This window comes from Alcaligenes sp. YSL9 (genome assembly GCF_030515105.1).
In the GTDB taxonomy this organism is placed as follows: domain Bacteria; phylum Pseudomonadota; class Gammaproteobacteria; order Burkholderiales; family Burkholderiaceae_B; genus Alcaligenes; species Alcaligenes phenolicus.
The window spans coordinates 1103971-1127883 of sequence record NZ_JALXJU010000001.1; the positions used below are offsets into that span (position 1 = coordinate 1103971).

The 23913-nt window shown below is 54.3% G+C and carries 23 protein-coding genes and 2 tRNA genes; 10 read left to right on the forward strand and 15 right to left on the reverse strand.

Features of this window, described 5'->3' with window-relative positions:
- Window positions 1-37: 37 nt before the first annotated feature.
- From M2Q46_RS05135 to M2Q46_RS05155, 5 genes are all read right to left on the reverse strand, one after another.
- Window positions 38-652, reverse strand: coding sequence for an MBL fold metallo-hydrolase (locus M2Q46_RS05135; protein WP_302356866.1), 615 nt, complete (start codon window positions 650-652; stop codon window positions 38-40).
- 27 nt (window positions 653-679) lie between these two features.
- A complete protein-coding gene (locus M2Q46_RS05140) occupies window positions 680-949 on the reverse strand; it encodes an MBL fold metallo-hydrolase (RefSeq protein ID WP_203145755.1) in 270 nt (89 codons plus the stop codon).
- Window positions 950-1260: 311 nt separating this feature from the next.
- Entirely contained in the window at window positions 1261-1470 is a 210-nt protein-coding gene (locus tag M2Q46_RS05145; RefSeq protein ID WP_009461560.1) for a cold-shock protein, read from the reverse strand.
- Between the two features lie 396 nt (window positions 1471-1866).
- Window positions 1867-1942 (reverse strand) — tRNA-Val (locus M2Q46_RS05150).
- Between the two features lie 91 nt (window positions 1943-2033).
- The gene (locus M2Q46_RS05155) at window positions 2034-2306 is read right to left on the reverse strand and encodes an HU family DNA-binding protein (protein WP_003799450.1); all 273 of its coding nucleotides are present in this window, start codon (window positions 2304-2306) and stop codon (window positions 2034-2036) included.
- Between the two features lie 574 nt (window positions 2307-2880).
- Here M2Q46_RS05155 and cobA point away from each other — a divergent pair.
- From cobA to nirJ, 7 genes are read left to right on the forward strand one after another with little or no spacing between them, the layout of a single operon-like run.
- Window positions 2881-3663, forward strand: a complete 783-nt coding sequence (gene cobA, locus M2Q46_RS05160) for a uroporphyrinogen-III C-methyltransferase (RefSeq protein WP_115633809.1) — start codon at window positions 2881-2883, stop codon at window positions 3661-3663.
- 50 nt (window positions 3664-3713) lie between these two features.
- Window positions 3714-4037: a c-type cytochrome gene (locus M2Q46_RS05165; protein WP_238441784.1), complete on the forward strand. Its 324-nt coding sequence runs from the start codon at window positions 3714-3716 to the stop codon at window positions 4035-4037.
- Complete coding sequence (locus M2Q46_RS05170) at window positions 4034-5194, forward strand: cytochrome D1 domain-containing protein (protein WP_203145705.1); 1161 nt, start codon at window positions 4034-4036, stop codon at window positions 5192-5194. The genes M2Q46_RS05165 and M2Q46_RS05170 overlap by 4 nt, the downstream gene beginning before the upstream one ends.
- 52 nt (window positions 5195-5246) lie before the next feature.
- Complete coding sequence (locus M2Q46_RS05175) at window positions 5247-6170, forward strand: Lrp/AsnC family transcriptional regulator (protein ID WP_302356867.1); 924 nt, start codon at window positions 5247-5249, stop codon at window positions 6168-6170.
- Window positions 6163-6648, forward strand: coding sequence for an Lrp/AsnC family transcriptional regulator (locus M2Q46_RS05180; protein ID WP_137430252.1), 486 nt, complete (start codon window positions 6163-6165; stop codon window positions 6646-6648). The genes M2Q46_RS05175 and M2Q46_RS05180 overlap by 8 nt, the downstream gene beginning before the upstream one ends.
- 1 nt (window position 6649) lies before the next feature.
- Window positions 6650-7147: an Lrp/AsnC family transcriptional regulator gene (locus M2Q46_RS05185; protein WP_137430251.1), complete on the forward strand. Its 498-nt coding sequence runs from the start codon at window positions 6650-6652 to the stop codon at window positions 7145-7147.
- Between the two features lie 2 nt (window positions 7148-7149).
- Window positions 7150-8283 carry a heme d1 biosynthesis radical SAM protein NirJ gene (nirJ, locus tag M2Q46_RS05190; RefSeq protein ID WP_302356868.1) on the forward strand — a complete coding sequence of 378 codons (1134 nt, stop codon included), beginning with the start codon at window positions 7150-7152 and terminating at the stop codon, window positions 8281-8283.
- Between the two features lie 351 nt (window positions 8284-8634).
- Here the strand turns inward: nirJ and M2Q46_RS05195 are convergent, their stop codons facing one another.
- From M2Q46_RS05195 to M2Q46_RS05205, 3 genes are read right to left on the reverse strand one after another with little or no spacing between them, the layout of a single operon-like run.
- On the reverse strand, window positions 8635-9615 hold the full coding sequence (locus M2Q46_RS05195; protein WP_060185209.1) for a bifunctional precorrin-2 dehydrogenase/sirohydrochlorin ferrochelatase: 981 nt from the start codon (window positions 9613-9615) through the stop codon (window positions 8635-8637).
- A gap of 48 nt (window positions 9616-9663) precedes the next feature.
- Window positions 9664-10008 carry a cytochrome c gene (locus tag M2Q46_RS05200; RefSeq protein ID WP_026483439.1) on the reverse strand — a complete coding sequence of 115 codons (345 nt, stop codon included), beginning with the start codon at window positions 10006-10008 and terminating at the stop codon, window positions 9664-9666.
- 13 nt (window positions 10009-10021) lie between these two features.
- Complete coding sequence (locus tag M2Q46_RS05205; protein ID WP_235332508.1) at window positions 10022-11581, reverse strand: nitrite reductase; 1560 nt, start codon at window positions 11579-11581, stop codon at window positions 10022-10024.
- Window positions 11582-11900: 319 nt separating this feature from the next.
- Here M2Q46_RS05205 and M2Q46_RS05210 point away from each other — a divergent pair, with 319 nt between their 5' ends.
- Window positions 11901-13373: a PLP-dependent aminotransferase family protein gene (locus M2Q46_RS05210; protein ID WP_250755832.1), complete on the forward strand. Its 1473-nt coding sequence runs from the start codon at window positions 11901-11903 to the stop codon at window positions 13371-13373.
- Window positions 13374-13386: 13 nt separating this feature from the next.
- On the opposite strand, the gene M2Q46_RS05215 is transcribed toward M2Q46_RS05210, so the two are convergent.
- From M2Q46_RS05215 to rnr, 3 genes are all read right to left on the reverse strand, one after another.
- On the reverse strand, window positions 13387-14622 hold the full coding sequence (locus tag M2Q46_RS05215) for a cystathionine gamma-synthase family protein (RefSeq protein WP_115633817.1): 1236 nt from the start codon (window positions 14620-14622) through the stop codon (window positions 13387-13389).
- A gap of 158 nt (window positions 14623-14780) precedes the next feature.
- A complete protein-coding gene (gene rlmB / locus M2Q46_RS05220) occupies window positions 14781-15527 on the reverse strand; it encodes a 23S rRNA (guanosine(2251)-2'-O)-methyltransferase RlmB (RefSeq protein ID WP_035272375.1) in 747 nt (248 codons plus the stop codon).
- 69 nt (window positions 15528-15596) lie between these two features.
- Window positions 15597-18074 (reverse strand): ribonuclease R, encoded by a 2478-nt coding sequence (rnr, locus tag M2Q46_RS05225; protein ID WP_009458934.1) that lies wholly within the window; start codon window positions 18072-18074, stop codon window positions 15597-15599.
- A 108-nt stretch (window positions 18075-18182) separates the two neighbouring features.
- Between rnr and M2Q46_RS05230 the strand changes: the two genes are divergently transcribed.
- Window positions 18183-18267, forward strand: a tRNA-Leu gene (locus M2Q46_RS05230).
- Window positions 18268-18608: 341 nt separating this feature from the next.
- Here M2Q46_RS05230 and M2Q46_RS05235 read toward each other — a convergent pair.
- From M2Q46_RS05235 to M2Q46_RS05245, 3 genes are all read right to left on the reverse strand, one after another.
- Window positions 18609-18863, reverse strand: a complete 255-nt coding sequence (locus M2Q46_RS05235; RefSeq protein ID WP_226348354.1) for a heavy-metal-associated domain-containing protein — start codon at window positions 18861-18863, stop codon at window positions 18609-18611.
- A gap of 241 nt (window positions 18864-19104) precedes the next feature.
- Window positions 19105-20382 (reverse strand): MFS transporter, encoded by a 1278-nt coding sequence (locus M2Q46_RS05240; RefSeq protein WP_268380014.1) that lies wholly within the window; start codon window positions 20380-20382, stop codon window positions 19105-19107.
- Window positions 20383-20453: 71 nt separating this feature from the next.
- Window positions 20454-21836, reverse strand: a complete 1383-nt coding sequence (locus M2Q46_RS05245; protein WP_302356869.1) for a M20 family metallopeptidase — start codon at window positions 21834-21836, stop codon at window positions 20454-20456.
- A 141-nt stretch (window positions 21837-21977) separates the two neighbouring features.
- On the opposite strand from M2Q46_RS05245, the gene M2Q46_RS05250 reads away from it, so the two are divergent.
- Window positions 21978-22856, forward strand: a complete 879-nt coding sequence (locus tag M2Q46_RS05250) for a LysR family transcriptional regulator (RefSeq protein ID WP_035272370.1) — start codon at window positions 21978-21980, stop codon at window positions 22854-22856.
- A 2-nt stretch (window positions 22857-22858) separates the two neighbouring features.
- Here the strand turns inward: M2Q46_RS05250 and M2Q46_RS05255 are convergent, their stop codons facing one another.
- Complete coding sequence (locus M2Q46_RS05255) at window positions 22859-23899, reverse strand: LacI family DNA-binding transcriptional regulator (protein WP_302356870.1); 1041 nt, start codon at window positions 23897-23899, stop codon at window positions 22859-22861.
- Between the last annotated feature and the right edge of the window lie 14 nt (window positions 23900-23913).

Genomic DNA, 23913 nt, shown 5'->3' on the forward strand with positions numbered 1-23913 from the left:
GTATTTCAGCTTCTCACGCGGAACGCTCGAATCAAGATCATCGGCGTGGCACCTGCATCAGTTCCTTGCCCGCCTCGTCATAGACAAGGACCGCCTTATCTTCAACCGTAAACTCCATCAAGTCACGACCAGCCACAACCGGACCTTGATAGGTAGTGCGTGTACGCTCCAGCAAGACTTGCTCGGGAATATTGGCGCCACCCTCAGGCGAATAAAACACGATGTGCGTATAGACTCCCAGCCTTGGCTTGCTCTCTGAAAAGACCTGCCCAACCTGCTCCGGCGTCGCAAAATGCTTGAGCGTTTCATTCAAGATGGGACGGACTTTCAAAAAGGCTGGATCAATCAAAGCCACGGAATGCACAAACACATCTGCATTGGCGGCAGCAGCAATCAAGCGCTTGTCATACATCGCATCCCCGGAGATCGCTACCTTCTTGTCGTCGTACTCCACAATAAAGCCGAAAGCGGGAATTAGCTCACCACCGTGATCAACCTCCACCGCCGTCACGGTCACCCCATTCTTGCTGTAGACCACCCCGCCCTTTTCAAACTCTTGGGTCACAAAGGTCACACCCTCCACCGGCAGACCCTGATCCTGCACACGGATACGAATATCCTCGTCATAGGCTTTGGGCAGGTAATCCGTCATGGTCTTGCTTCCCTTGGGGCCATAGATCTACAAAGGCAATGTCCGGCCTGGCCAGGGTCGGCCAAACCAGCCCGTCAGCCATAAGTCCGGCAAACCTACGGTGTGATCCGAGTGCAAGTGCGTGAAGAAATGTGCAGTAATGGAATTGGGCGCAACGCCTTTCTGAAACAGCCGCGTCGCCACCCCGCGACCCGTATCAAACAATAGGGTTTCTTCGCCCGCCTGCACCAACGTTGCCGGGCCTGCTCGATCTGCATAGGGCGCAGGTGTACCCGTTCCCAATAGAGTCACCTTCATACTGCCAGCCTGACTTACCGACGCGGCCCCCAGCAAAAGACCGACGCACAACGTCTTTATCAGCATTCTCATTTCCCCTCTCCTTATTATTGAAGCCTAAACTACTTAGGCATTCATATGTTATTACATGCAATTTCCTATGCAGCTAGGTATTTCCCTAGGGCACCTTCATACCATACATGCGAGCAGTGGACAGAAGCACAATATGTCCACCTGGAGGGGATACATAAATGAAAAAGCCGAACCCAATATTTCAAAGGGTTCGGCTTTATCGACCGACGCTACACTTGCCTAGACAGGCAAGCAGGGGGTCAAACGATTTGGATCTGGGTAGCGCAAGGGCCTTTTTGACCAACGCCAGCAACGAAGGAAACGCGTTGGTTCTCCTCCAGAGATTTAAACCCAGAACCCTGAATTTCACTGTGGTGCGCGAAGAGGTCTTTACCGCCACTCTCCGGCATGATGAAGCCGAAGCCTTTTTCGTTATTGAACCACTTCACAATACCAATTTCTGTTTTCAATGTATGTCCTAATTAATCAGGGGAAAAATGTCCCTGGACACACTATGGACGCTATCCGCATATATAGATAGCACCGTTACAAACTAAGCTGCTGCTCACTGACATTCATGCAGCAACCGCCTCTGCACCTTAAGGTCAACACGCCAAGTTCCACGCTGGTTCGCCTGCCTTATCTGATGAACGCTTGCAGCGCCTTACGAGCAGGGATTACGTGGCTACGCCGTTCCGACAAGCGACTTACCAATGTTTACATGGTTTCAGTATGCTTATATCGCAGCACAAGGGCCCGAACCTGATAGAGCAGCGTTAGTATGGATTGACCTGAAACACAAACCAAACAGACACAAAAAAAGCACTTAGTTTTACCTAAGTGCTTGATTCGACTAGCAAAAGAAATGGTGGGTGCTGAGGGGTTCGAACCCCCGACCTACGCCTTGTAAGGGCGCCGCTCTACCAGCTGAGCTAAGCACCCATTTCTGTGATGCCGTTCTTCTTGTGAAGAAAAAGAATTATAGGATCAAAGAATTCTTTTTGCAAGTCTTTTGCGTAAATTAATTTAAAAATTAATTCACAGCGTCTTTCAGAGCCTTACCGGGACGGAACTTGGGCACGTTTGCGCCTTCGATCTCGATGGTTTCACCGGTACGTGGGTTACGACCCGAACGGGCAGCGCGTTCCGACACAGCGAAGGTGCCAAAACCAACCAGAGTAACCGTATCTTTTTCTTTCAGCGTGGTGGTCACGGCATCGATAAACGCATCCAGTGCACGACCAGCGTCAGCTTTGGACAGATCGGCTTTGGTGGAAATGAATTCGATAAGCTCGGTTTTATTCATTGAGAAAATACCCCTGAAAATTATTTTACGGGCCCCCAGCGGGAACCAGTTTGTGGCGGTCAGACTTAATAGTGACAAACGACAGGGCAAGCAAGCACTACCGTCTGTCATCGCTACCGGGCGCACAAGTGCCCCGGTTGGCTACCGCGTATTAAGCCTTCGTTTAATACCCGTGTCAAGCAAAAAAACCCCTGTAACCCGCATCATTGCTCACTGTTGATACAAGTTGCAGGACTTTCCCTATTTTGCATCGAGAAACTTAACAGGCTGCCTCAAATATGTTATTTGGGCTTTGAAACCCCAAAAAATTAGCTGGCTGATACTGCGTTTTTGAACATTTTTTCAAGCACTTGCGCTCGTCCATCAGCAACTCTGCGGGCCGTCGCTCGCATAAATTTCCTTATATGCCTCGCACTTAGCCCCACCCTACCTTCTTGTCTGAGAGCCAGAAGCTTCCTTTCTGCACCCCTCTCCTGAACACCAACCATGCCCATATCGAAGCGGCCTGCCCTCCTACAATTTTCTGCATTGTTTGACTGTCTTTCGGTACTTGCTACCGTCAAGGAGCGCAGCGATGCACGGCAAGGTTTATTTGGTTGGGGCGGGACCTGGCGACCCTGAACTTCTCACACTACGGGCTTTATACCTGCTGCAACATGCAGATGCGGTGGTCTATGACCGCCTGGTCAGCCGCGCCATCATGAGCTGTATCAACCCGGAGGCCACCTTGCATGACGTCGGTAAAGTGGCCGCCTGCAAGCCCAGCATGCAGGACGATATCAACGACACGCTCTTGTCGCTGAGCCGAACCCATCAACACGTTGTCCGCTTGAAAGGCGGTGATCCCTTTATTTTTGGCCGTGGGGGCGAAGAGCAGCTGTATCTGCAACAACATGGAGTCCAGGTTGAAGTCGTGCCCGGGATTACAGCGGCTACAGGCTGTGCAGCTTCTCTAGGCATTCCCTTGACCCATCGCGGGCTGGCCAGCAGTGTGCGCTTTATCACCGGGCACCTGCGCGACAACCAAGGACTGGAATTGAACTGGGCCTCCTTGTCTGATCCCACCTGTACGCTGGTGTTCTACATGGCCATGGCCAATTGCAGCCATATTGCCCAGGCTTTGATTCAACATGGGCGCAGCCCGCATACGCCTATCGCCTTGGCACAAGATGCCACGCTTAAAAGCCAGCGCTGGGGCTTGGGTACTTTGCAAACACTTCCACAGCTTGCGCAAACCTTCAGTCCCCCAGCCTTGTTGATTATCGGCCAGGTGGTGCAGTTGCATCCGGACTACCCGCAACCCGCCTCAAACACGCAAAATGCCCTGGCCTGCGAACCCTCCTGGGCCGTGATGTGAAAGGTTTGCACTTCCCTTTGAAGCCCAGCGGCAGGCAGTTTCTGGCCAACATGTGGCTAGCCGTGCTGCTCTCCCTTCTTTGGCCACAACAAGCCGCTGCTGATGAAACCGCTTTGACACCGGAGCGGCAAGCCTCTTTACGAACGCTGCTTCATCAAGAATGCGGCTCATGTCATGGCTTGCTCCTGAAAGGAGGCCTGGGGCCTGCTTTAACAGCTAACGCCTTGCGAGACCAAAGCGCACAGCAGATCGCCCTGACGATCATGCAGGGGCGTCCCGGAACAGCCATGCCTGCCTGGAACCGCTTCTTGCAGCCAGCGGAAAGTCTCTGGCTGGCTCATTTTCTTCTCCATGAATCGGATGCAGCACCATGAAAGCACTGATAACTTTAGGCCTGCTTGTCGCTTTAAGCGGCTGTGCCAACCCACTACGCGGCACGAATGACCTGGGGCTGGTTGTAGAGCGTGCGACAGGCAGTGTGGCTGTCGTTGAAACCAGTCATCGTAGCCGCTTGGCGCGAATTGAAGGTTTGGGTGATCTGTCCCACGCCCATATCACCTACTCACGTGACGGGCGTTATGGCTATGTCTTTGGGCGGGACGGTGGCCTGAGCAAAGTGGACCTGCTTCAACAAGTTCTAGTCCATCGCATCATTCAGTCCGGCAATGCCATAGGTGGCGCCATCTCCCAGGATGGCAAGCTGATTGTGGTGCAAAACTACGAACCGGGTGGCATTAAGGTTTTTGATGCGGACACCCTGGCCCTGATAAGTGAAGTTCCGTCTTACTACGCCCCCAACAAACGCGCCAAAGTGGTTGGTCTGGCTGACTTACCCAATCAGCAATTCGCCTACTCCTTGTTCGAGGCAGGTGAAATCTGGCTGACCGATTTATCCGACCCCTCACGCCCCACAACACGGCGTTTTGCAGCGGGTCGTCAGCCCTACGATGCCATGGTCACCCCGGATGGGAGGTACTACATTGCCGGACTGTTTGGCGAGGATGCCCTGGCCATGCTGGATTTGTGGAATCCTGAAAATGGAGTCCAAAAAATCTTGCAAGGCTATGGCCGGGGAGAGACCGCCCTGCCCGTCTACAAAATGCCGCATCTACGGGGCTGGTCCTTGGCTGGCCAGGACTTGTTTTTACCGGCCATTGGACGCCATGAGGTTCTGGTCGCCAGCACCGTGAACTGGCAAGAGAAAACTCGCATTCCGGTTCATGGACAACCCGTTTTTGTCATGGCTCAGCCCGATGGCCGTCAGGTCTGGGTGAACTTCGCTTTTCCAGACAACGACAAGGTACAGGTAATTGATGTCGCCACCCTGGAAGTGGTTCAAACCTTGGACGTAGGCAAAGCCGTTCTCCACATGGAATTCACCCCTAGGGGTGAAGCTGTCTGGATTTCAGCGCGAGACGACAACAAGGTCAGTGTGTACGACACCCACAATTTCAAGCGTCTGGACAGCCTGGATATTCAGCACCCGAGTGGAGTGTTTTTTACGCATCGGAGTGGTCGCATTGGTTTCTGATCTTTCCCCTTCTGCCTTTCAACTATTGAACGCCTGGCAACATGGCTTCCCCTTGGAACCCCGACCGTTCCGCAAGCTGGGACTGCTTTTGGGGCTTAGCGAACAAGCCGTGATGGACTACCTGCAACGCTGGCAAGACCAAGGCATCATCAGCCGTATCGGGCCAGTACTGAACCCTGCCTGTATGAGCAGCACTTTGGTGGGCATGCATGTGCCCACCAAGGATCTGAACACGGTTGCAGACTGGATCAGTGCCCTGCCCGCCGCGAACCACAACTACGAGCGCGAACACACCATTAATCTCTGGTTTGTGCTGACCTGTGCGAATGAACAAGAACGGCAGGCGGCCTTGGAGCACATCGCTGAACATACTGGCTTGTTGCCCTTGTCCTTGCCCATGATCCGGGCCTATCACATTGACCTCGGGTTTAGCCTTGTCCCACATACCAAGAGCACCAGCCCCTTGTCGCCCAGCAAGGGGCTGCCCGCATTAGGCAGTACTGAACGCAAACTGCTGGAGTGTTCTTTGCAAGGTTTGAAGATTCAAGCCGACCCCTTCAAGCCTTGGGCAGAGCAAGTACAGATCAGCGAGAAACAAGTGCTGCAACAGCTACGCGGCTTTCTGGAACAAGGCATATTCCGGCGATTTGGCGTGGTCCTGCGCCATCGAAAACTGGGCTACCAAGCCAATGCCATGTGTGTCTGGACGGTAGACAAGCATCGCATTGATGCCCTAGGCGAGGAGCTGGCCAGGCAAGACGGCATCACGCTGTGCTATCAGCGGCAGCCCTGCCCGCCACATTGGAATCACAATCTGTTTTGCATGATTCATGGCAAAAACCGTCAGGACGTACTGACACACCATGCGGAGTTGAATAATCGTTTTGACTTGGGTCAGCTCCCGCAGGAAGTGTTGTTCTCCACTCGCTGCTTCAAACAACGAGGCGCACTACTTAGCCCGTCTCATCATGACTGATCATCACACCCCACCATTGCATGCGCCGGTTGAACTGGACAACACCGATCGCCACATTCTGAATCGCCTGCAAGATGGTTTCCCCATCTGCTCCCGCCCCTTTGCACAGTTGGCACCTGATTTTGCCTTGAGCGAGTCTGCCTTGATTGCTCGTGTCCAGCACTTGCGCCAATCCGGGATATTGACCCGCTTTGGGCCCCTCTTTCAGATCGAGGCTTTAGGCGGTGCTTATTGCCTGGTCGCTATGGCCGTACCGGAAAAACGCTGGGACAGTACCGTCATAGCCGTCAACCGCCATCCTGAAGTCGCTCACAACTACCGGCGCGCCCATGCCTTGAATATGTGGTTTGTACTGGCTACGGCGACACCGCAAGACATCGAATCCTGCCTGAAGACAATCGAAGCTGAAACCGGCCTACCCGTCTTTGCTTTTCCCAAAGAGCAGGAATACGCCCTAAGCCTGAAACTGGAGCTTTGATATGGTGCATTTGAATCCCGCCTATACCGCACTGATCCATGCCTCGCAGCGGGGTTTGGCGATAGAGCCACAGCCCTACCTAAAACTGGCGCAAGAGTTGGGCGTATCCGAAGCTTATGTCATGAAGCAGTTTCAAACCATGCTGGACCAAGGCTTGATACGGCGCATTGCAGCCATCCCCAATCACTATGCTCTGGGCTACGTAGCCAATGGCATGTGCGTCTGGAATATCACGGACGACAAGCTGGACCTAGTCGGTACATGGCTAGGCTCGCAAGCCGGAGTCAGCCACTGCTATCGTCGTCCGCGTTGTCTACCCCAGTGGCCGTACAACCTGTTCGCCATGCTGCATGGCAAGGACCATGACACGGTACGTGCCCAGGCACAGAGCATCAGCCTGCAAATATCGCAGCGCTTTCCTGGCGTCCTGCACGATCACGATATTTTGTTTTCCACGGCCATTCTTAAAAAGACCGGCCTGCGTCTACGGAGGCCTTGAGCATGTTCCGGATATCCCGTTTTGTTGCTGCCCTGCACTCTCCTGTTGCGCCGACACGCGTCAGCAAGGCCCCTGTGGTGATCTGGAATCTGATACGTCGTTGCAATCTGCATTGCAGCCACTGCTACTCTGCCTCTACCAACAAGGACTTCCCTGGCGAGCTGAGCTACGAACAAGTCTGCACTGTCATGGATGACCTGCATCAATTCGGTGTACGCGCCCTGATCCTGTCCGGCGGCGAACCCTTGCTGCGCCCAGATATTTACGACTTGGGCCGACGTGCGAAAACACTGGGCATGTACGTAGGACTATCGTCCAACGGCACCTTGATAACTGAGCAAAATATTGATCAGATTGTCGACTGCGGCTTTGACTACGTAGGCATCTCCCTGGACGGTTTGCAGGCCCGCCATGACCGAATTCGTGGAGAGGACGGAGCCTACGCGGCCTCCTTGCACGGCTTGAGACTATGCCGTGAAAAACAGTTGAAAGTAGGCCTGCGCTTTACCCTGACTCAAGAAAATGCAGTTGATCTAAATGGCCTGCTGGCTGTGATGGAGCAGGAACAAATCGACCGCTTTTATCTCTCTCATTTGAACTATGCAGGTCGGGGTTTGGGCAACCGCGCCCTGTCCAGTCACCACGCCGTCACCCGGCAGGCTATGGAGCAGCTTTTCACAACCTGCATGACCTATCAAAAAGCCGGCAAACCCAAAGAGTTCACCTCGGGCAACAACGATGCTGACGGTGTTTTCTTTCTGCACTGGGTGCGACGGCATTACCCCGAGCAAGCTCCCAAAATTCTGACTATGTTACGCCAATGGGGAGGCAATTCCTCCGGCCAAGGAATTGCGAACATCGATAACCGTGGCAATGTTCATCCCGACACCATGTGGTGGCATTACAGCCTTGGAAACGTGTTGCAACGGCCTTTCTCGGAGATTTGGTCCAACCATCAAGATCCCTTGCTGACAGGGCTGCGGCAACGACCCAGGCCTGTACAGGGACGCTGTGCTAGCTGTGCCTACCTGGATATCTGCAATGGCAATACGCGCACTCGGGCAGAAAAAAGCACAGGCAATGTGTGGGCAGAAGATCCGGGATGCTATCTCAACGATCAGGAAATCACTGTCTGAAGACTTTCCAAACGATTAGCTAGAGCTTTTTTACTCAGCCACAGTTCTGGAACTACGGCTCCCCCCCCCTGCCTTCTAAAGCCTCAACACAACACTCAGCGCCCCAATAGAATCAGGTGAACTGCTGTGGGGAAACACGTACAGAATCAAGACACCACAGGCGGCAAGCACCAGACTAAACAGACCTGAATCGAAAGGCCAAAAAAAGTGAGGCAAGCGATCTTGCCTCACTCAACAACAACAACAACAACAACAACAACAACAACAACAACAACAACAACAACAACAACAACAACAACACTTCACTTAGTTCTTCATCACACAGTTCACCTAAGCAAGCTGATAGCGCACCTAGGCCAGCTCACAGATCAAGCCTTGCTGCTGCAACAGCTCAACCAAAGGCTGTACATCCCACGATGACTTCCAGGCAATCACGATGCGCTCGCCTGGCACCCAGGACTGGCACAGGGGTGCCCAGAAATCACGATTCAACAAGGTGTCTTGCAAGACCACCCCCGCCTGATCCAAGGCCATCAAACGGGTATCACGACGTGCCTTATCCAAAATCGCAGGCAAAATCAGTGGCAGGTACAAGACCCAATCTGCCTGGTTCAATTTGCGCAAGGCGCGCAGCGTCAGCAAGTCCACTGCCTCCAAGTCGGCGATAGGCAAAATGGTGACCTGAATATGCTGCTGAGGGGTTTCTGTCCTCAAGGCAGCATCAAAGGCTGCCAGCGCTTCCGTAGCCTTGCCTTGCGCCAGGAGGTCGGGGATAGGACTATCTAGTACGTAATCAAAGAAATGACGACGGGTATGTACCTCTGGGAAAGCCTGTTTGATATCGGCTCGGCGGCGAGCCAGCAAACCGGCCAAGTCCCCTACTGACTCAGGCAGCTCGCTTTCTATCCACTCCCGAACACGCCGCGCCAGTACAGGAGCTGAACCTGCAGAGGAGACCGCAATCATCAAGGGCGAACGGTCGACCATGGCAGGGACTTGTACGGTAGACAAATGCCCATCGTCGACCACATTACAGGGCAGACGCAAGGCGTCGGCTGCCTGAGCCACGATGCGATTTATCTCGCGCCGTCCAGTTGCTGCAACAACCAGCCAGGCCTCGTGGATATGCTCGGCAACAAAGGAGGTAAACAAGCTGCTTAAAGCACCCGCCTGAGCACTGGCCCTCAACCAGGAGGTTTGCTCCGGTGCGACGACGGTGACTCGCGCGCCAGCACGCAGCAAGAGCCGAACTTTACGCTCCGCAACCGTCCCGCCACCTACGACGACAACCGCCTTACCGGTCAGATTGAAGAACAAGGGAAACACATTCATTGCACGACATCCTTAAGGCGCCAGCAGACACTGGCGCCCGGTTCACACTTACTTCAGGCTGGAAAAGTAGGCAGCCAGTTCATTCACCATTTCCGGGCTGAGAGGCTCGGCCATGGGGCTCATGATGGGATCGTTGCGCTCTCGCGATTTGAACTGCTGTAGCTGCTTGACCAGATACTCCACCTTCTGCCCTGCCAGGTTGGGATACATACCTTCCGTGCTGACACCTTCCAGCCCATGGCAGGACGCGCACAAAGGCAGCATGGACGATGCCTGGGCCGATAGTTGCGACTGCCCATGCGAGCCTTGTAAACCCACTGGTTTGTCCGCTGCCAAAGCGACACTGGAACCCAAGAGGCCCACAAGAGCCATACCCATAAAAAGCTTTTTCATGACGTTCCTTTGCTTAGAATTTTTGGGTTTCAGGCTGACCAATGGTGAGCCAACGAGTACGGGCACGCGAGAAAATGCCCGATGGGCTTTCCATCTTGTGTTCAGCTACCAGCTCCAGACTGCGGCTGTCGTAAATCTTCAAGCGATCCCCCCAGTAACCCGAACTGACGTAGAGGTAATCGCCCGTGCGGTTGTAGTTAGGGAAGAAGGCATGACCACCCACGTCCAAAGTCTTCACCACGGACAAGGTGTTTTTATCGATCAGCTGAATCCAGGAAGCGCGCTTGTCCTTGTCGATAATGTCCACCGCCACATACGGGGCATTAGGATGGGCGGCGGGGGATTCAGTGGCTCCGGCAACGGGAATCTGCTTCACCACAGAGAAATCTTTGACATCCCAGGCAGTAACCACGGAGCCTAACTTGCAGGTGCCCATATTGGTGCCGAAGGCCAGCATGCGGCCGTTCACTTCCGTGACAGCACCCGAGCCTGCGTGGGGCTGACAGCCAGCCGGAATGTCACGTACCACCTTGTCGTCCTTCAGGTCGATGGCCACGTACTTGTTGTCGTCGTAAGAAGCCACCATGGAATAGCGACCATCCGGCGTCAGGAAGGTGTCGTGCAACATGCGGCCGACCTTGGCCAGTTTGGTGACCGGCATATCCGGCTTGTCTGGATCAATAATCCAGATCTGCCCGGCTTGGCGCAGTGTCAATGCAAACTTGTTATTGATACGACTACCAATAATCGGCCCACCGGCGGATTTGATGAAATTGCCGTCCGGGTCCTCGCCCTCCAGAGCGATATATTTCACTGGTTCCAGGGTGTCGGCCTTCAGGATAACCATGCTGTTGGGTACGAAGGAACTCAGTGCCAGCCACTTGCCATCTTTGGATAAGGCAATACCCGTACCAGTCAGCCCCACCTTGGCCTGACGAACAATCTGCAAGGTGTACAAGTCGATTTTGTAGACGTGGCCATCATCACTTTTCAGGTATCCCCAGCGCTCGTGGCTGGGGCTGAATTCCATGATGTGTGGCGCGCCAACCGTGGCAATTTCACCCACCTTCTGGTTGTTCTTGCCATTGATGAAAACAGCACGAGCCTGATTGGAACCATCGCCCCGCCCATAACGCCCGCGGGCCATGATGACCATCAAGTCGTAGACGGAATCGATCTCGTAATTGGGTTTGCCGGGCAAGGTGGATTCGTCTACCAGCACTTTCACGCTGGCACGTATCTGATCCATATCCCAAGTGCGTTCCACCACGGGCTCGTTCTTGATCATCTTGGCCAACGCGCGAATGTCCTCGTCGGGCAAGCGTCCGACAAAAGGTGGCATCAAGGTATCCGGAATCCCGGTCATGATGGTGCCGCGCAAGGCAATCTCACTTTGAACCAGGCGATCACTGTGCAGGCCCGGAGCGATATACCCTCCCCGGTCGGCTGCGTGACACACCGCACAGTTTTGCTGAAACAAGTTGTCTACCCGAACTTGCTCTTCCGTCGGGGCCGCCAAAGCCGCGCTGACGGTGGTAGACAGGAAGGCCAGGGTCATCATTTTTCTATACATTCCATTACCTCCAACAATTGCCTTGCTAAAGGGCAAGACCAAACAAACTATAACGATTGTTATTTTTTACTGAGAAGGTATGGATACGGATTAAATAATGGGGATGGTTTTTTTATATCGTAATTACGAGATATTAAATACTCTTACCTAGATAAAAACATCCATGACAAGGAGCCAGTTGGCAGATCAAGAAGCCGGATAAATTTATCACGAACGAATATTCATTTTGACCTAACTCAAGTTAAAACTAGAGGCTGCTGCCTATAGTGGCCCGGCCTGGCTCGCCCTTGATGGTTTTGATTATTTTTCCGGTCCCGCCATGTTTTCTTTACCGATTACGCTTTCCCATACTCATAGCCCACCGTATAAACGACAGATTGCACGTCAAATCGAAACCCTGATCTGTTCGGGACGTTTGCAAGAAGGCAATCGCCTGCCTTCAATCAACCGAATGGCGTCTCTGCTGCAGGTTTCCAAAAATACGATCATGGGTGCCTATGATTTGCTGATCGACTCCAATCTGATTCATAGCGAACCTAGCCGGGGATTCTTTGTGGCTACACCTACCCGCAATGGTCGCAGTCGCCTGGCACCGGATTTTGTGCTGGAGACGGCCCACTGTTCACGCAGCCCACGTACCAGCACGGCACAGGCCAGCGGTGTGCATGTGCCTGCTGCCAGCGTGCCCGTTCGTTTTGATTTCAAGATTGGACGCCCCTCGGTCCATGCTTTTCCGCTGCGACAGTTCATTTATTTGTCCAACCAGTTGCTGCGTTACGCAGGCTCTGCCATGGCAGACTATCCACCGCCTGAAGGTCTATGGGGCTTGCGGCTGCAAATTGCGGATTATCTGGCGGCCAGCAAGGGCATATTGGCTGACCCGGAGCACATCATCATCACTGCAGGAACACAGGAGTCCTTGAGTCTGATCGCAGCTCATTTCCTGGACGAAAAAAGCTGTGCGGTGCATGAGTCGCCCGGCTACAACGGCTTCAGACATTTGCTGGCGCGACACCGTGCACAAAGTATTCCCGTGCCTGTGGACCAGCACGGCTTGCGCACAGACAAACTGCCCGACAAGGCTGTTCAGTTGGCTTTCGTCACGCCCTCCCATCAGTACCCTTTGGGGCACACCTTGACGGTAAGTCGCAGACAGGAGCTACTGGCTTGGGCCAGTACCAGTGGCGCTTTGATTATTGAGGACGATTACGACGGGGACTTCTGTTATGGCCCGGCCTTGCCCGCGCCACTCAAGGCCATGAGCCCCGGACAGGTGATTTACCTTGGTTCGTTTTCCAAAACCTTGGGCCCTGGTTTGCGCTTGGGCTATATGGTCTGTCCTCCCCACCTGAGCCAGGATTTTATTGCTCGCAAGGCCTTGCTCAACAACGGGTCACCCTGGCTAACACAAGCCGTGTTGGCACGTTTTTTTGATGAGTATGACTATCCACGGCACCTGCAATACTTGCGCCGCCGTTATCTGGAGCAACGCAATACGCTGCTGCAGGGACTGAAAAAAGTGTGGGGAAATACGGGCGTGGTCAGCGGACACAATGCTGGCATGCATCTGGCTTTTCGCCTGCCACAACAAAGCCCAAATGCCCACCACGTTGCCGCTGCGGCACTGCGCCATGGCATACGGCTCTACCCTTTGGCACAGGCCGCCAGCCAGGAAACAGACAGCACGAATCCACGCCATCTGCTGTTTGGCTATGCGAATCTGGAATGCAGGGAATTGCAGCAAGCAATGCAGCATCTAGCCCTGATACAGCCCAGGCTGAACCATGGCTAGATGTGCGAAGAGCTTAGGACTGGGCCAGCGCCTGATCAAAGTCCGAGGTCAGATCGATAATCTCTTCAATACCTACGGAGATACGCAACTGATTGTCGGCAATGCCCATCAGAGCGCGCTGCTCAGCGCCCATCTCGTAGTAGATGGTGTGGGCCACGGGCAGCACCAGACTGCGGTTGTCACCCAAGTGCGTAGCCAGTACAAAGACTTTCAGGCGATTCAGGAAGTCGAAGATTTCAATGCCCTCTTCCAGCACTACGCTCATCAGGCCACCGAAGCGATTGCCGAACAATTGAGCCGTACGCTCGTGCTGCGGGTGATCTTCCAGGCCGGGATACTGCACGTGCTTGACCTTGGGATGCGCCTTCAAATGGCGCGCCAAGGCCAGGGCGTTGGAACAGATACGCTCCATACGCAAAGGCAAGGTTTCCGAACCGACAGCCAGGCGGTGAGCCACGTCAGACGACAAGGTGCCGCCCATATCGCGCAAGCCCTTTTTCCGAATCTGTACCAAACCCCAATTCTGCGTATTGCCCGTGCGGTAGACCTCGGCAATATTGGGGTAGGTCGTCCAGTCAAACAGGCCGGTATCCGTCACCATGCCACCCAAGGCATTACCGTGACCACCAATGTGTTTGGACAGGGAATTGACCACCAGAGAGGCCTTGAACTCACGGCCGGGCGACAGGTAAGGCGAGGACAAGGTGGCATCGACCACATACAACAGCCCCTCGTCCTGACACCATTGCCCCACCCCTTGCAGATCAGCTACCTGTGTACCGGGATTGGCAATGGTCTCAACAAAGACCATGCGGGTATTGGGCTGCCGTGCGGCTTGCACTTGGGCCAGATCGGTTGCATCCACCAGCGTGGTTTGTACACCCAGGTCGCGCAAAGTCCCCAGCAAGCTATTGGTATTACCGAACAGGAATTTGCTGGCAATCAGATGATCGCCCTGGCGCAGCAAGGTAAACAAGGTTGCTGTCAGCGCCGCCATACCTGTGGCAAAACTGACGCTGCCTATGCCTTTTTCCATGCGTGTAATCTTGGCTTCCAACGCCGCCGTGGTGGGCGTGCCTTGACGGGAATAGGTAAAGCCGGACTTGCCCTGAAAGACCGCAGCCAGCTCACGCGCATCCTGAAAACCGAACTCGGTCGATGGGTGCAATGGCTGATGGATAGCGCCATGTTGCGTGCCCAAGCGACGGTCAGAGTGCAAGGTAGAGGTAATAAAGCCGTTTTCTTCCATGATCGTTTCCAAGCCCATAATGCGTGTACACACCGTCAGCGCCGATTGGGTTTTGCCCGGCTGACGGCCAATTACCTATTATCTGGTGAAGCGGCGGATGAAACCCGCCGTTTTTTATACAAATAAGTAATTAAGCAAGTAACAAGACTTAAAAGAAATTAAGACTGGCTACGTTGGCGCAAGGTTTCGTACAAGCAAACCGCACTGGCGACGCTAACATTCAGGCTTTCTACTGCGCCCATCATGGGGATGGAAACCAGCTCGTCGCAGGTTTCACGAGTCAGACGGCGCATGCCCTCGCCCTCGGCACCCATTACCCAGGCCATGGGGCGGCGGGCATCGACCTGGTGGAAGGTATGCGTGGCCTGGTCGCTGGTGCCAACCAACCAGACATCACGCTCGCGCAGCATACGCATGGTACGGGCCAGGTTCGTTACCGTAATGTAAGGCGTAGACTCTGCACCGCCGCAAGCCACGCGTGATACGGTGGCATTCAGACCCACAGCGCGGTCACGAGGCGCAATTACGGCGTGGGCACCTGCCGCATTGGCGCTACGCAAGCAGGCCCCCAGATTGTGGGGGTCTGTCACTCCATCCAGAATCAACAGAAAAGGAACCTGACCGGCCTCTTCCAGATCGTCCAGCAATTCATTGACATCGACAGCCAGTTCTTGCTCCAGAGCCAATGCCACCACGCCCTGATGGCGCGTGCCTTTGGCCAGACCATCCAGACGTTCGACCGGCACAGCCATGACTTTCAAGCCAGCCTGTTCTACCTGTTCGATAAAAGCCAGCATCCGTTTATCGCGCCGGGTCTGATCCACATAGACCTCGCGCACCGAAGCGGCGCTAAAACGAACTCGGGCAATAACGGCATGGAAACCGGCCAAAACCTGCTGAGGCATAACAATCCTTGGGGGAAATAAGAGCAAATAAAGAAAGCCGGGCAAAAAGCCCGGCTTGGCATTGTACGCCTATCGACGGCGTCCTCTAGGGCTACGCGTGGATTTCGCAGACTTGGCTGCCTTCTCCGCACTGCGCTTTTCATCCCGCTCAGCCTGTTTTTGCGAAGCACGTCGTTGGGATGCCGTGGTGCCCTTCAAGGCCAGCGGTTTGGTTGGAGCCGCTTTCTTGATGGGACGCTCGGATGGATCAACCCCTTCAGCCGCCGCCTTCACCGCCTTGTAGCCCACGCCTTTAACCAGACGGAACTCAATACGGCGCGCTTCCAGATCAACACGAGCAACCTGGACTTGCACCGCGTCGGTCAGGCGATAACGCAGACCGGTGCGCTCACCACGCAGCTCGTTCGAAGTTTCGTTGTACTGGAAGTAATCCGCACCCAGCTCGGAGACATGGACCAGACCTTCCACATACAAGGTATCCAGCGTCACAAACAGACCGAAGCTGGTCACGCCGCTGATCTTGCCGGAGTACTCCTCGCCCACGTGCTCTTTAACAAACCAGCACTTGAGCCAGGCTTCCACATCTTTGGAAGCCTCATCAGCACGACGCTCGCGCGCTGACAACAAGGCACCCAATTTTTCCCAACGTGCAAAGTCACGCTTGCTGGCTGGCAAGGCGGCATCGCCCGGATCCTCGTCGATAGCCGGAATGTAGCGCTCGCCCTTCAAAATACCCTTGATGACACGGTGCACCAGCAAATCCGGGTAACGTCTAATCGGCGAGGTGAAGTGCGCGTATTGCGAATAGGCCAGACCGAAGTGCCCCGTTTTTTCCGGGCTATAAATAGCCTGCTGCATGGACCGCAAACACATGGTCTGAATGACGGCAAAGTCAGAACGGCCACGAGCCGCAGCCACGACTTTGGCGTAATCCGCAGAAGTAGGCTCGTCGCCTCCTTCCAGCGTCAAACCTAAACTGCGCAAATACTCACGCAAGGCTTCCAGCTTGGGCGGCGTTGGGCCTTCGTGTACACGGTACAAACCGTTGCGACGGCTGCGGGCAATAAAGTCGGCAGCACAGGTATTGGCTGCCAACATGCACTCTTCAATCAGCTTGTGCGCGTCGTTACGGACCAAGGGCTCAATACGTTCGATACGACCCAAGGGGTTGCAGACAATCTTGGTTTCAACCGTATCGAAATCAATCGCACCACGGGCGGTACGGCGCTCGGCCAGCAGGCGGTACAGAGAGTACAGGTTCTGCACAGGCTCCAGCACATGCTGAATCTGGGTGGCCGCCGGGCCAGTGGGCTGCTGCAAGGCGCTCCAGATATCGGAATACGTCGTGCGCGCATGTGAATGAATGACCGCTTCATAAAACTGGTAGGCCGACACAGTGCCGGATTTGGCACCATCGGCCAACACGACCATATCGCACACCATGACCAGACGGTCTACCGACGGGTTCAGAGAACAAATCCCGTTGGACAGGCTTTCTGGCAGCATGGGGATCACGCGGCGCGGGAAATACACACTGGTGCCACGCTCCAGAGCGTCTTCATCCAGGGCATCGCCAGAGCGCACGTAATGGCTGACGTCGGCAATCGCAACCAGCAAACGCCATGCCCAGCGCGAGCGCTTGCCCGTGCCAATATCAACGCGTTCGCAGTACACCGCGTCATCAAAGTCTCGTGCGTCTTCACCGTCAATCGTGATGAAAGGCACATCGCGCAAATCTACGCGGCCTTTGTATTCCGATGGTTTGACCTTGGCGGGAATGCGCGCAGCCTGCTTGAGCGCCTTCTCGGAAAAATCGACCGGCACTTCAAACTTGCGCACGGCAATCTCGATTTCCATGCCGGGATCGTCAATTTCCCCCAGCACTTCAATCACACGCCCCAAAGGCTGACGATGGCGCTCGGGCTGCTGAGTAATCTCTACCGTCACAACCTGACCGGGCTCGGCCTCGCCCTGGTCTCCGTTGGGAATCAGGATGTCGTGCTTGATACGTTGATCTTCGGGCACCACGATGAACGTGCCACGTTCCCGCAGGAAACGGCCCACCAGCTTGCTGGTGTGGCGCGCAGTAACTTCGACGATCGAGGCATCTGGCTTGCCGCGGTATTCACCGACGATACGCACCATAACGTGGTCGCCGTGCAACACTTTGGCCATTTCTCGAGGCGACAAGAACAGATCGGGCTGCCCATCGTCGCGCTGCAAGAAACCAAAGCCGTCGCGATGGCCCAACACTTTGCCGGCGATAAAACCAGTTTGGTTATTTTTGCGAATTTTGCCTTCGGGGGAGATCAGCAGCTGACCATCGCGCTCCATTGCGCGCACACGCCGCTCGAAACCCACCGTAATTTCTTTGCCCAGGCCCAGCTTTTTCGCCAGAGCCTGCATGGTCAGGCCGTCTGCATCTTCGCGCAGCCCCGCCAGGATCACTTCCCGCGTCGGGGTATCCGGGTCGAAGTCAGGCGGCAACTCATAACGGCCCGTTGATTGAATACGGTCCTCAGTACTGTCTTGATGTTTTTTATTCAAAAGGACACTTCCATTATTAATAAAGTATGCCTATAATCCTTTTTCTTTGCTGCTCACGCAGTAAAGTCGTTAAAGGCTTTTGGCACAGCCATAAGCATACAACGATATGCCCAGGTGGCGGAATTGGTAGACGCGCATGGTTCAGGTCCATGTGCCTTCGGGTGTGGAGGTTCGAGTCCTCTTCTGGGCACCAAAATTCCGAAAGGCCGATCATTTCTCAATGGTCGGCCTTTTTTATTTTGTTGCTCCATAAATTTATTATCCTTCAGCATCAATCCGATAACGTCTGACTGTGGCAGAAAACGAGCAGCAATACGACCCCCTTCTTTTTTAAACACAGCCATTTCCACATAAAGAATCACTACCGCATGATCGGCTGCTTTCTTTACAGGCCTGTGAATACCCCTTGAAGCAAGCACCTGGGGAGCCAAGGCAACACACTCAAAGCAAAACACCGCCTGCCCTGCTTTGTACAACCATAAAAAAACCGACTGTGTTTCTACAGTCGGTTTTCAGTCTCAGGATGCAGTAGGTTTAACCGCCGCAGCCACCGCAACATGCACCATCTTCACCATGCGCAGGTTTGGCGATTTGATAGCCGGCCCGCTCGACCGCAGCATGCAGATCTTCCAGCGAGACCTGGTTTTCATCAAAACGAACCGACGCCTTTGCGTTTTCGAACGAGGCATCTGCCGCTTGTACGCCTTCAATAGCCGCCAAGGCAATAGCCACTTTATCGGCGCATTCAGGGTGTCGCAAACCCGCCAGTTTCAGCATTCCAACTTGCATTTTTTATCCCTTTAACATGAGGTGAGGCAGTTGATGAAATCGCCACCGCCCATAAAGATATATATTAAATACATCTTATAGATACGGCAAGGTGCCAGGACAAGAACGATGCGCCAGCCTGGAGGCAGACACAAAAAAACCGGCTTGCCCGCTGACCACAGGCAAACCGGTCTGAAAACTGTTTTCTGAACACGCTCCTTTGCTTGTTAGCAGTGCCCGCCCTCCCTTGAACGACCCTGACTTACCTCATACCCAGCTTGCGACTGGCTGCCAGCAAGGCCACGATACTCAACGCCGCGGCCAGAATCAGGTAGTAACTGGGCGCCACCGGAGAGCCGGTCAGTGAAATCAGACCCGTGGCAATCACAGGTGCAAAACCACCAAAGACAGTGACGCCGATGTTGTAGCTCAAGGACATGCCTGTAACACGGGTACGCACTGGAAAGACATCAGCCATCAATCCGGCCAAGGGGGCGAAGTACACGGCTTTGAGCAAAGCCATCAAACCTACAACCAGAATCAGCGCCGTTTGGGTCGCCTCGCGGTTCAACCACATGAAGGACGGGAAGATCGCAATCGCATACAGCACGGCAGCGGTGAGCATGATCTTGATCCGACCAACTTTACCCGCGACATAACCTACCAACGGCGTAGCAATAGTCAGAATCAAGCCTGCGGTGAGTGTTGCCAAAAATCCGGCCGATTGCGGAACACGCAGGGTCGTCGCTGCATACGATGGCATATAAGTAATCAGGTAGTTGGAGGCGGTAGACAAAATCAAGGTGCCCAAAGCAATCAACAGCAAAGCCTTTTGTGAACTCAGCACCTCTCGCACTGGCTGACCGCCCGGCTCACTTTCTTTGAAATCCGGAGACTCATCCACCGTTTTGCGGATCCAGTATCCTACCGGCCCCAGCAACAAGCCGAAGAAAAAGGGAACACGCCACCCCCAATCCAGCATCTGCTGTTCGCTTAAGGTAGAAGTCAACACATAACCGAACAAAGAAGCCAGCACGACACCAAAGCCCTGACTGGCAAACTGCAGACTGGCCACAAATGCGCGAGAGCGTTCTGGAGCATGCTCCATCATGAAAGCAGTAGAACTGCCAAATTCGCCCCCCGCCGAAAAGCCCTGAATAAAACGCGCAATCAAAATACCGATAGGCGCAATAAGCCCGAGCGTTTCATAACCAGGCATGACCGCAATCATGAACGTGCCCAATAACATCAAGAGGATGGACAGGGACAAGGCTTTCTTGCGTCCGTGTCTGTCCGCATAGGAGCCAATAACAGCGGCTCCAATGGGCCGAATCAGAAATGAAATCCCGAATGTGGCAAAAGCCAGAACCAAAGAGACGGTAGGGTCTGAGCTCGGAAAAAAAACACGACCAATGGTCAGTGCAAAGTAGGCATATACAGCAAGATCAAACCACTCCAAGGTATTCCCCACCACGGACGCGGCGACCGGCTTCCAAAACGAACGCGGTAAAGGCCCCACCGCTTTTTTGGTCTGCTCCATCTTTTATCTCCTCCTGCCCCCGGTGTTTCCGAAGGCAATGCGCCGTTACTTCTGAACGGCGTCTGTTTTTTTTAAGTGTTCTTGTTCAATTCGCCCAGTTCCCAGAAAACGCTGGTCATGATGTCCAGTCCCTCTTGGATAATGGGAGTCAGCATGTGCTCATTGGGAGCGTGCTGAGAGCAGCCGGGGTAGGAGTGTGGCACCCAGATCGTGGGCAGACCCAGTACATCGGCAAAAATATCGTTGGGTACAGTTCCTGCCAAATTCGGGATCACGGCAATTTTCTGATCCGTCACTTTGCTGCTCGCATCCTTGATCAAGGCGATCCACTTATTGCCCAGATCCAGCCTGGTGGCAGGCATGATCTGGCCCATATGAATACGCACCTGCTCGAAGCCATGCGCATCAAGGTGCTGGCGCAAGGTGCTTTCCAAGTCCTCTGTCTGCGTTCCCAGCACAAAACGCAAATTGCAAAAAGCCTGAGCACGAGGCGGGATAGCATTGATTGGTTTTTGCGGATTCCCGGCATCCAGTGCCAGCACTTCCAAAGTGTTCCAGCCGAACAGACGTTCGCCGTAGCTAAGGCCCGGTTCGCCCCAATGCTCATTTAAGGCCAGCCCCAAGGTATGCTGACCAATCTCCAAATCTGCAATGGCAGTCAGCACGTCCTCCGGTATGGGGCCTGGCGTCAGTTCGCGACACAGCAGTTGTCCTTGAGGCCCCACCAGACAGGCCAGAGCATTGGCCAGCACCACCGCGGGGTTTTCCATCACCCCGCCCCAATTGCCCGAGTGCAGCCCCCCTTCACGCGAAATCACCTCCAGCGAGAACAGCACAGTGCCACGCGAGCCCAAGAACAAGGTCGGCTGATTGGCGTTCAAGCGCGGGCCGTCCGAGGCCAGAAACAGATCAGCCGACAAGCTCTGTGCATGTTGCTCGCAAAACTCGCGCAAACCGATCGAGCCTCGCTCTTCACCCGTCTCAAAGATGGCTTTGAGGTTGAAACCCAAACGCCCATCGCGAGCTTGAATGACCTGTTCCAGCGCGGCCAGATTAATGCTGTGTTGGCCTTTATTGTCCGCCGTCCCCCGGCCGTACCAACGTTCCCCTTCGATCTTCAATTCCCAAGGCGCCAGGCCTTCACGCCATTGATGGTCATGTCCGGGCACCACGTCGCCATGCCCATAGGTCAGAATCGTGGGTAGTTCATCGGATTCATGTCGGTGAGCCAGAAGGATGGGGCCTGCCCCTTTGGGATTGGCCAGGATACGGACCTCAAACCCCAGTTTCACCAAGGAAGGGCCCAGCTCCTGATCCAGGTAGAGCTGCAATTGATCCGCTTTCTCCGCAGTCTGGCTGTCACTTTGAATCGCCACACGACGGCGCAAGTCCTGCTCGAAACCGCCCTCCTCAAAATAGGCGCGCACCCTGGACAAGGCTTTACTTTTTCCCATTTTTGTCTCGTTGTCTTATTGATAGGAAAGAGGACTATAGAATCCGTCTTACCTTCTGTATATTTCTATCTTTAGAATAGAATGAACTAATTTTTAGAACTCAAAACACAAAGCCCAGACCCGAGACAAACAAGCAAAGCCATGGATTACAAATACTTTCTGGCCGTGATGAAAACAGGCTCACTGGCGGCAGCCAGCGCAAGGCTGCATATTGCCCCTAGTGCAATCAGCCGCCAAATCAGCTTGCTGGAGGAATCCATTGGGGTGGCGTTGTTTGAGCGCAGGCGACGAGGAATGGTACTGACTGCAGCAGGTCAGGCCCTGGCCGAACACGCCTTGCGCGTGCGGCTGGAAGAAGAAGCCATCGTGCAAAGTCTGCGTCAAAACGACTATGCCCAGGCCCATTTAATTCGGGTGGCAGCCACCGAGGGGTTAGCCCGCTACTTTTTACCCATGGTCATGGCAGAGTTTTCCAACCGAACGCCATTGGCACGGTTTGTATTGAAAGTGAGCTCGCCCAATGATTGTGTGGATATGGTTCGAAACGGAGAGGTTGATATAGGGGCTATTTTCAGCACCGCCCCGGTACCCGATGTGGAAGTGAACTACTCCTGCCGCTCACCCATTTTTGCCGTCATGCAAGCACAACACCCTTTAGCCACGGCAAGCAAGCTGTCCTTGAACGAACTACAACCCTATCCCATCGTGATGCCCGGCGAGGAGCTTACCCAAAAGCAACTCTTTAACCACGTTTGCCAGATGGAAAAGCTGGTCTTTAACGAAGTCTTTACCTGCAATTACTCGGGGGTGTTACACGAGTTCGTCAGACGCACCAATGCCATTGCCTTGGGCGCATCGATCAGCCATCGCAGCAGCCTGGACCATGGGTTGAAAATTGTTCCCGTACTCGATTCCCGCCTGGATAGAGACCTGCAGATTTTAAGCATGGCCAAGCGGGTCTTGCCACAAAGCGTCAGTGACTTTTTAAAGGCCTTGATTCAGGATCTGAAGGCCGCTTGAAATCAAGGCAAATTCTCCCTGAACACCACAATGCTGTTCATGGGCTTGAGCTTCAAGCCCGACTCTCCCCCCTCCGCCATGTGCCGGGCTGCCCTCAACATGCGCACACAGTTCAGGATCGACTGCTGCGGGTCCTGCATGATGATGGCATCCAAGGTGCCATCGATCAGCAAGGCACGCACATCAGAGGTCAGCCCATGGCCGACAAAGATAATTTTCTTGTCTCGTCGTGCCTCTTTCAACGCCCGCGCCACTCCTTCAGGGGCGCCGCCAATATTGTAGATACCCAGCAAATCCGCATGCTGCTCGAGCAACAGCCGCGTCTGCCGGTAATTGCTTTCTGCATCGTCATGCCCTTCGCGCAAGCCAATCACCCGATCTGCCCAGCCTTTTTCCTGCATTAGCTGCAAGAAACCGGACTCACGATCACAGTGGGCGCGGTAGCACAGACTGCCTGCAATCAAGGCGAAGCTGCCCGACTGCCCGCCCCCAAGACGGCTAAGTAGATAGGCTGCCAGACGGCCGGTTGCCACATTGTCCAAGCCTACGTAGCCAAAGCGCGTCGAGGCCGACAAATCGGAAATCAAAGTCACTACCGGAATACCATCGTGAACCAAGGTATCGACCGCTTCGCGCACCACCGGATGCTCCAGCGCCATAAATACCACGCCATCGGTGCGGCCGCGCAAGCCCAGCAGCGCCTGGGCCAGGGACTCGTGATCAAAGCCGTTAAAGACTTCGGTATGGCAATCCACATTGAAAGGCTGCAACTGCGTCTGTGAGTAGTCGATGGCATCCCCAAACATATGGATCACGCGATTGCTGCCGGCAGGCAATAAAAACGTGATGCGCATGGGCTTGAGGCAACGGTCTGCGCTGAACTCGGCATCGCTGATGTAGTTCAGTTTGCGGGCCGCTTTAAGCACATGCTGGACCGTGCCGGGACGCACGCCGGGACGCCGGTTCAAGACCCGGTCCACCGTCGCGGTAGAGACGCCCGCCAAACGGGCAATATCGCTGATTTTAGGGATTTTATTAGTCAATCAAAAACCATCAT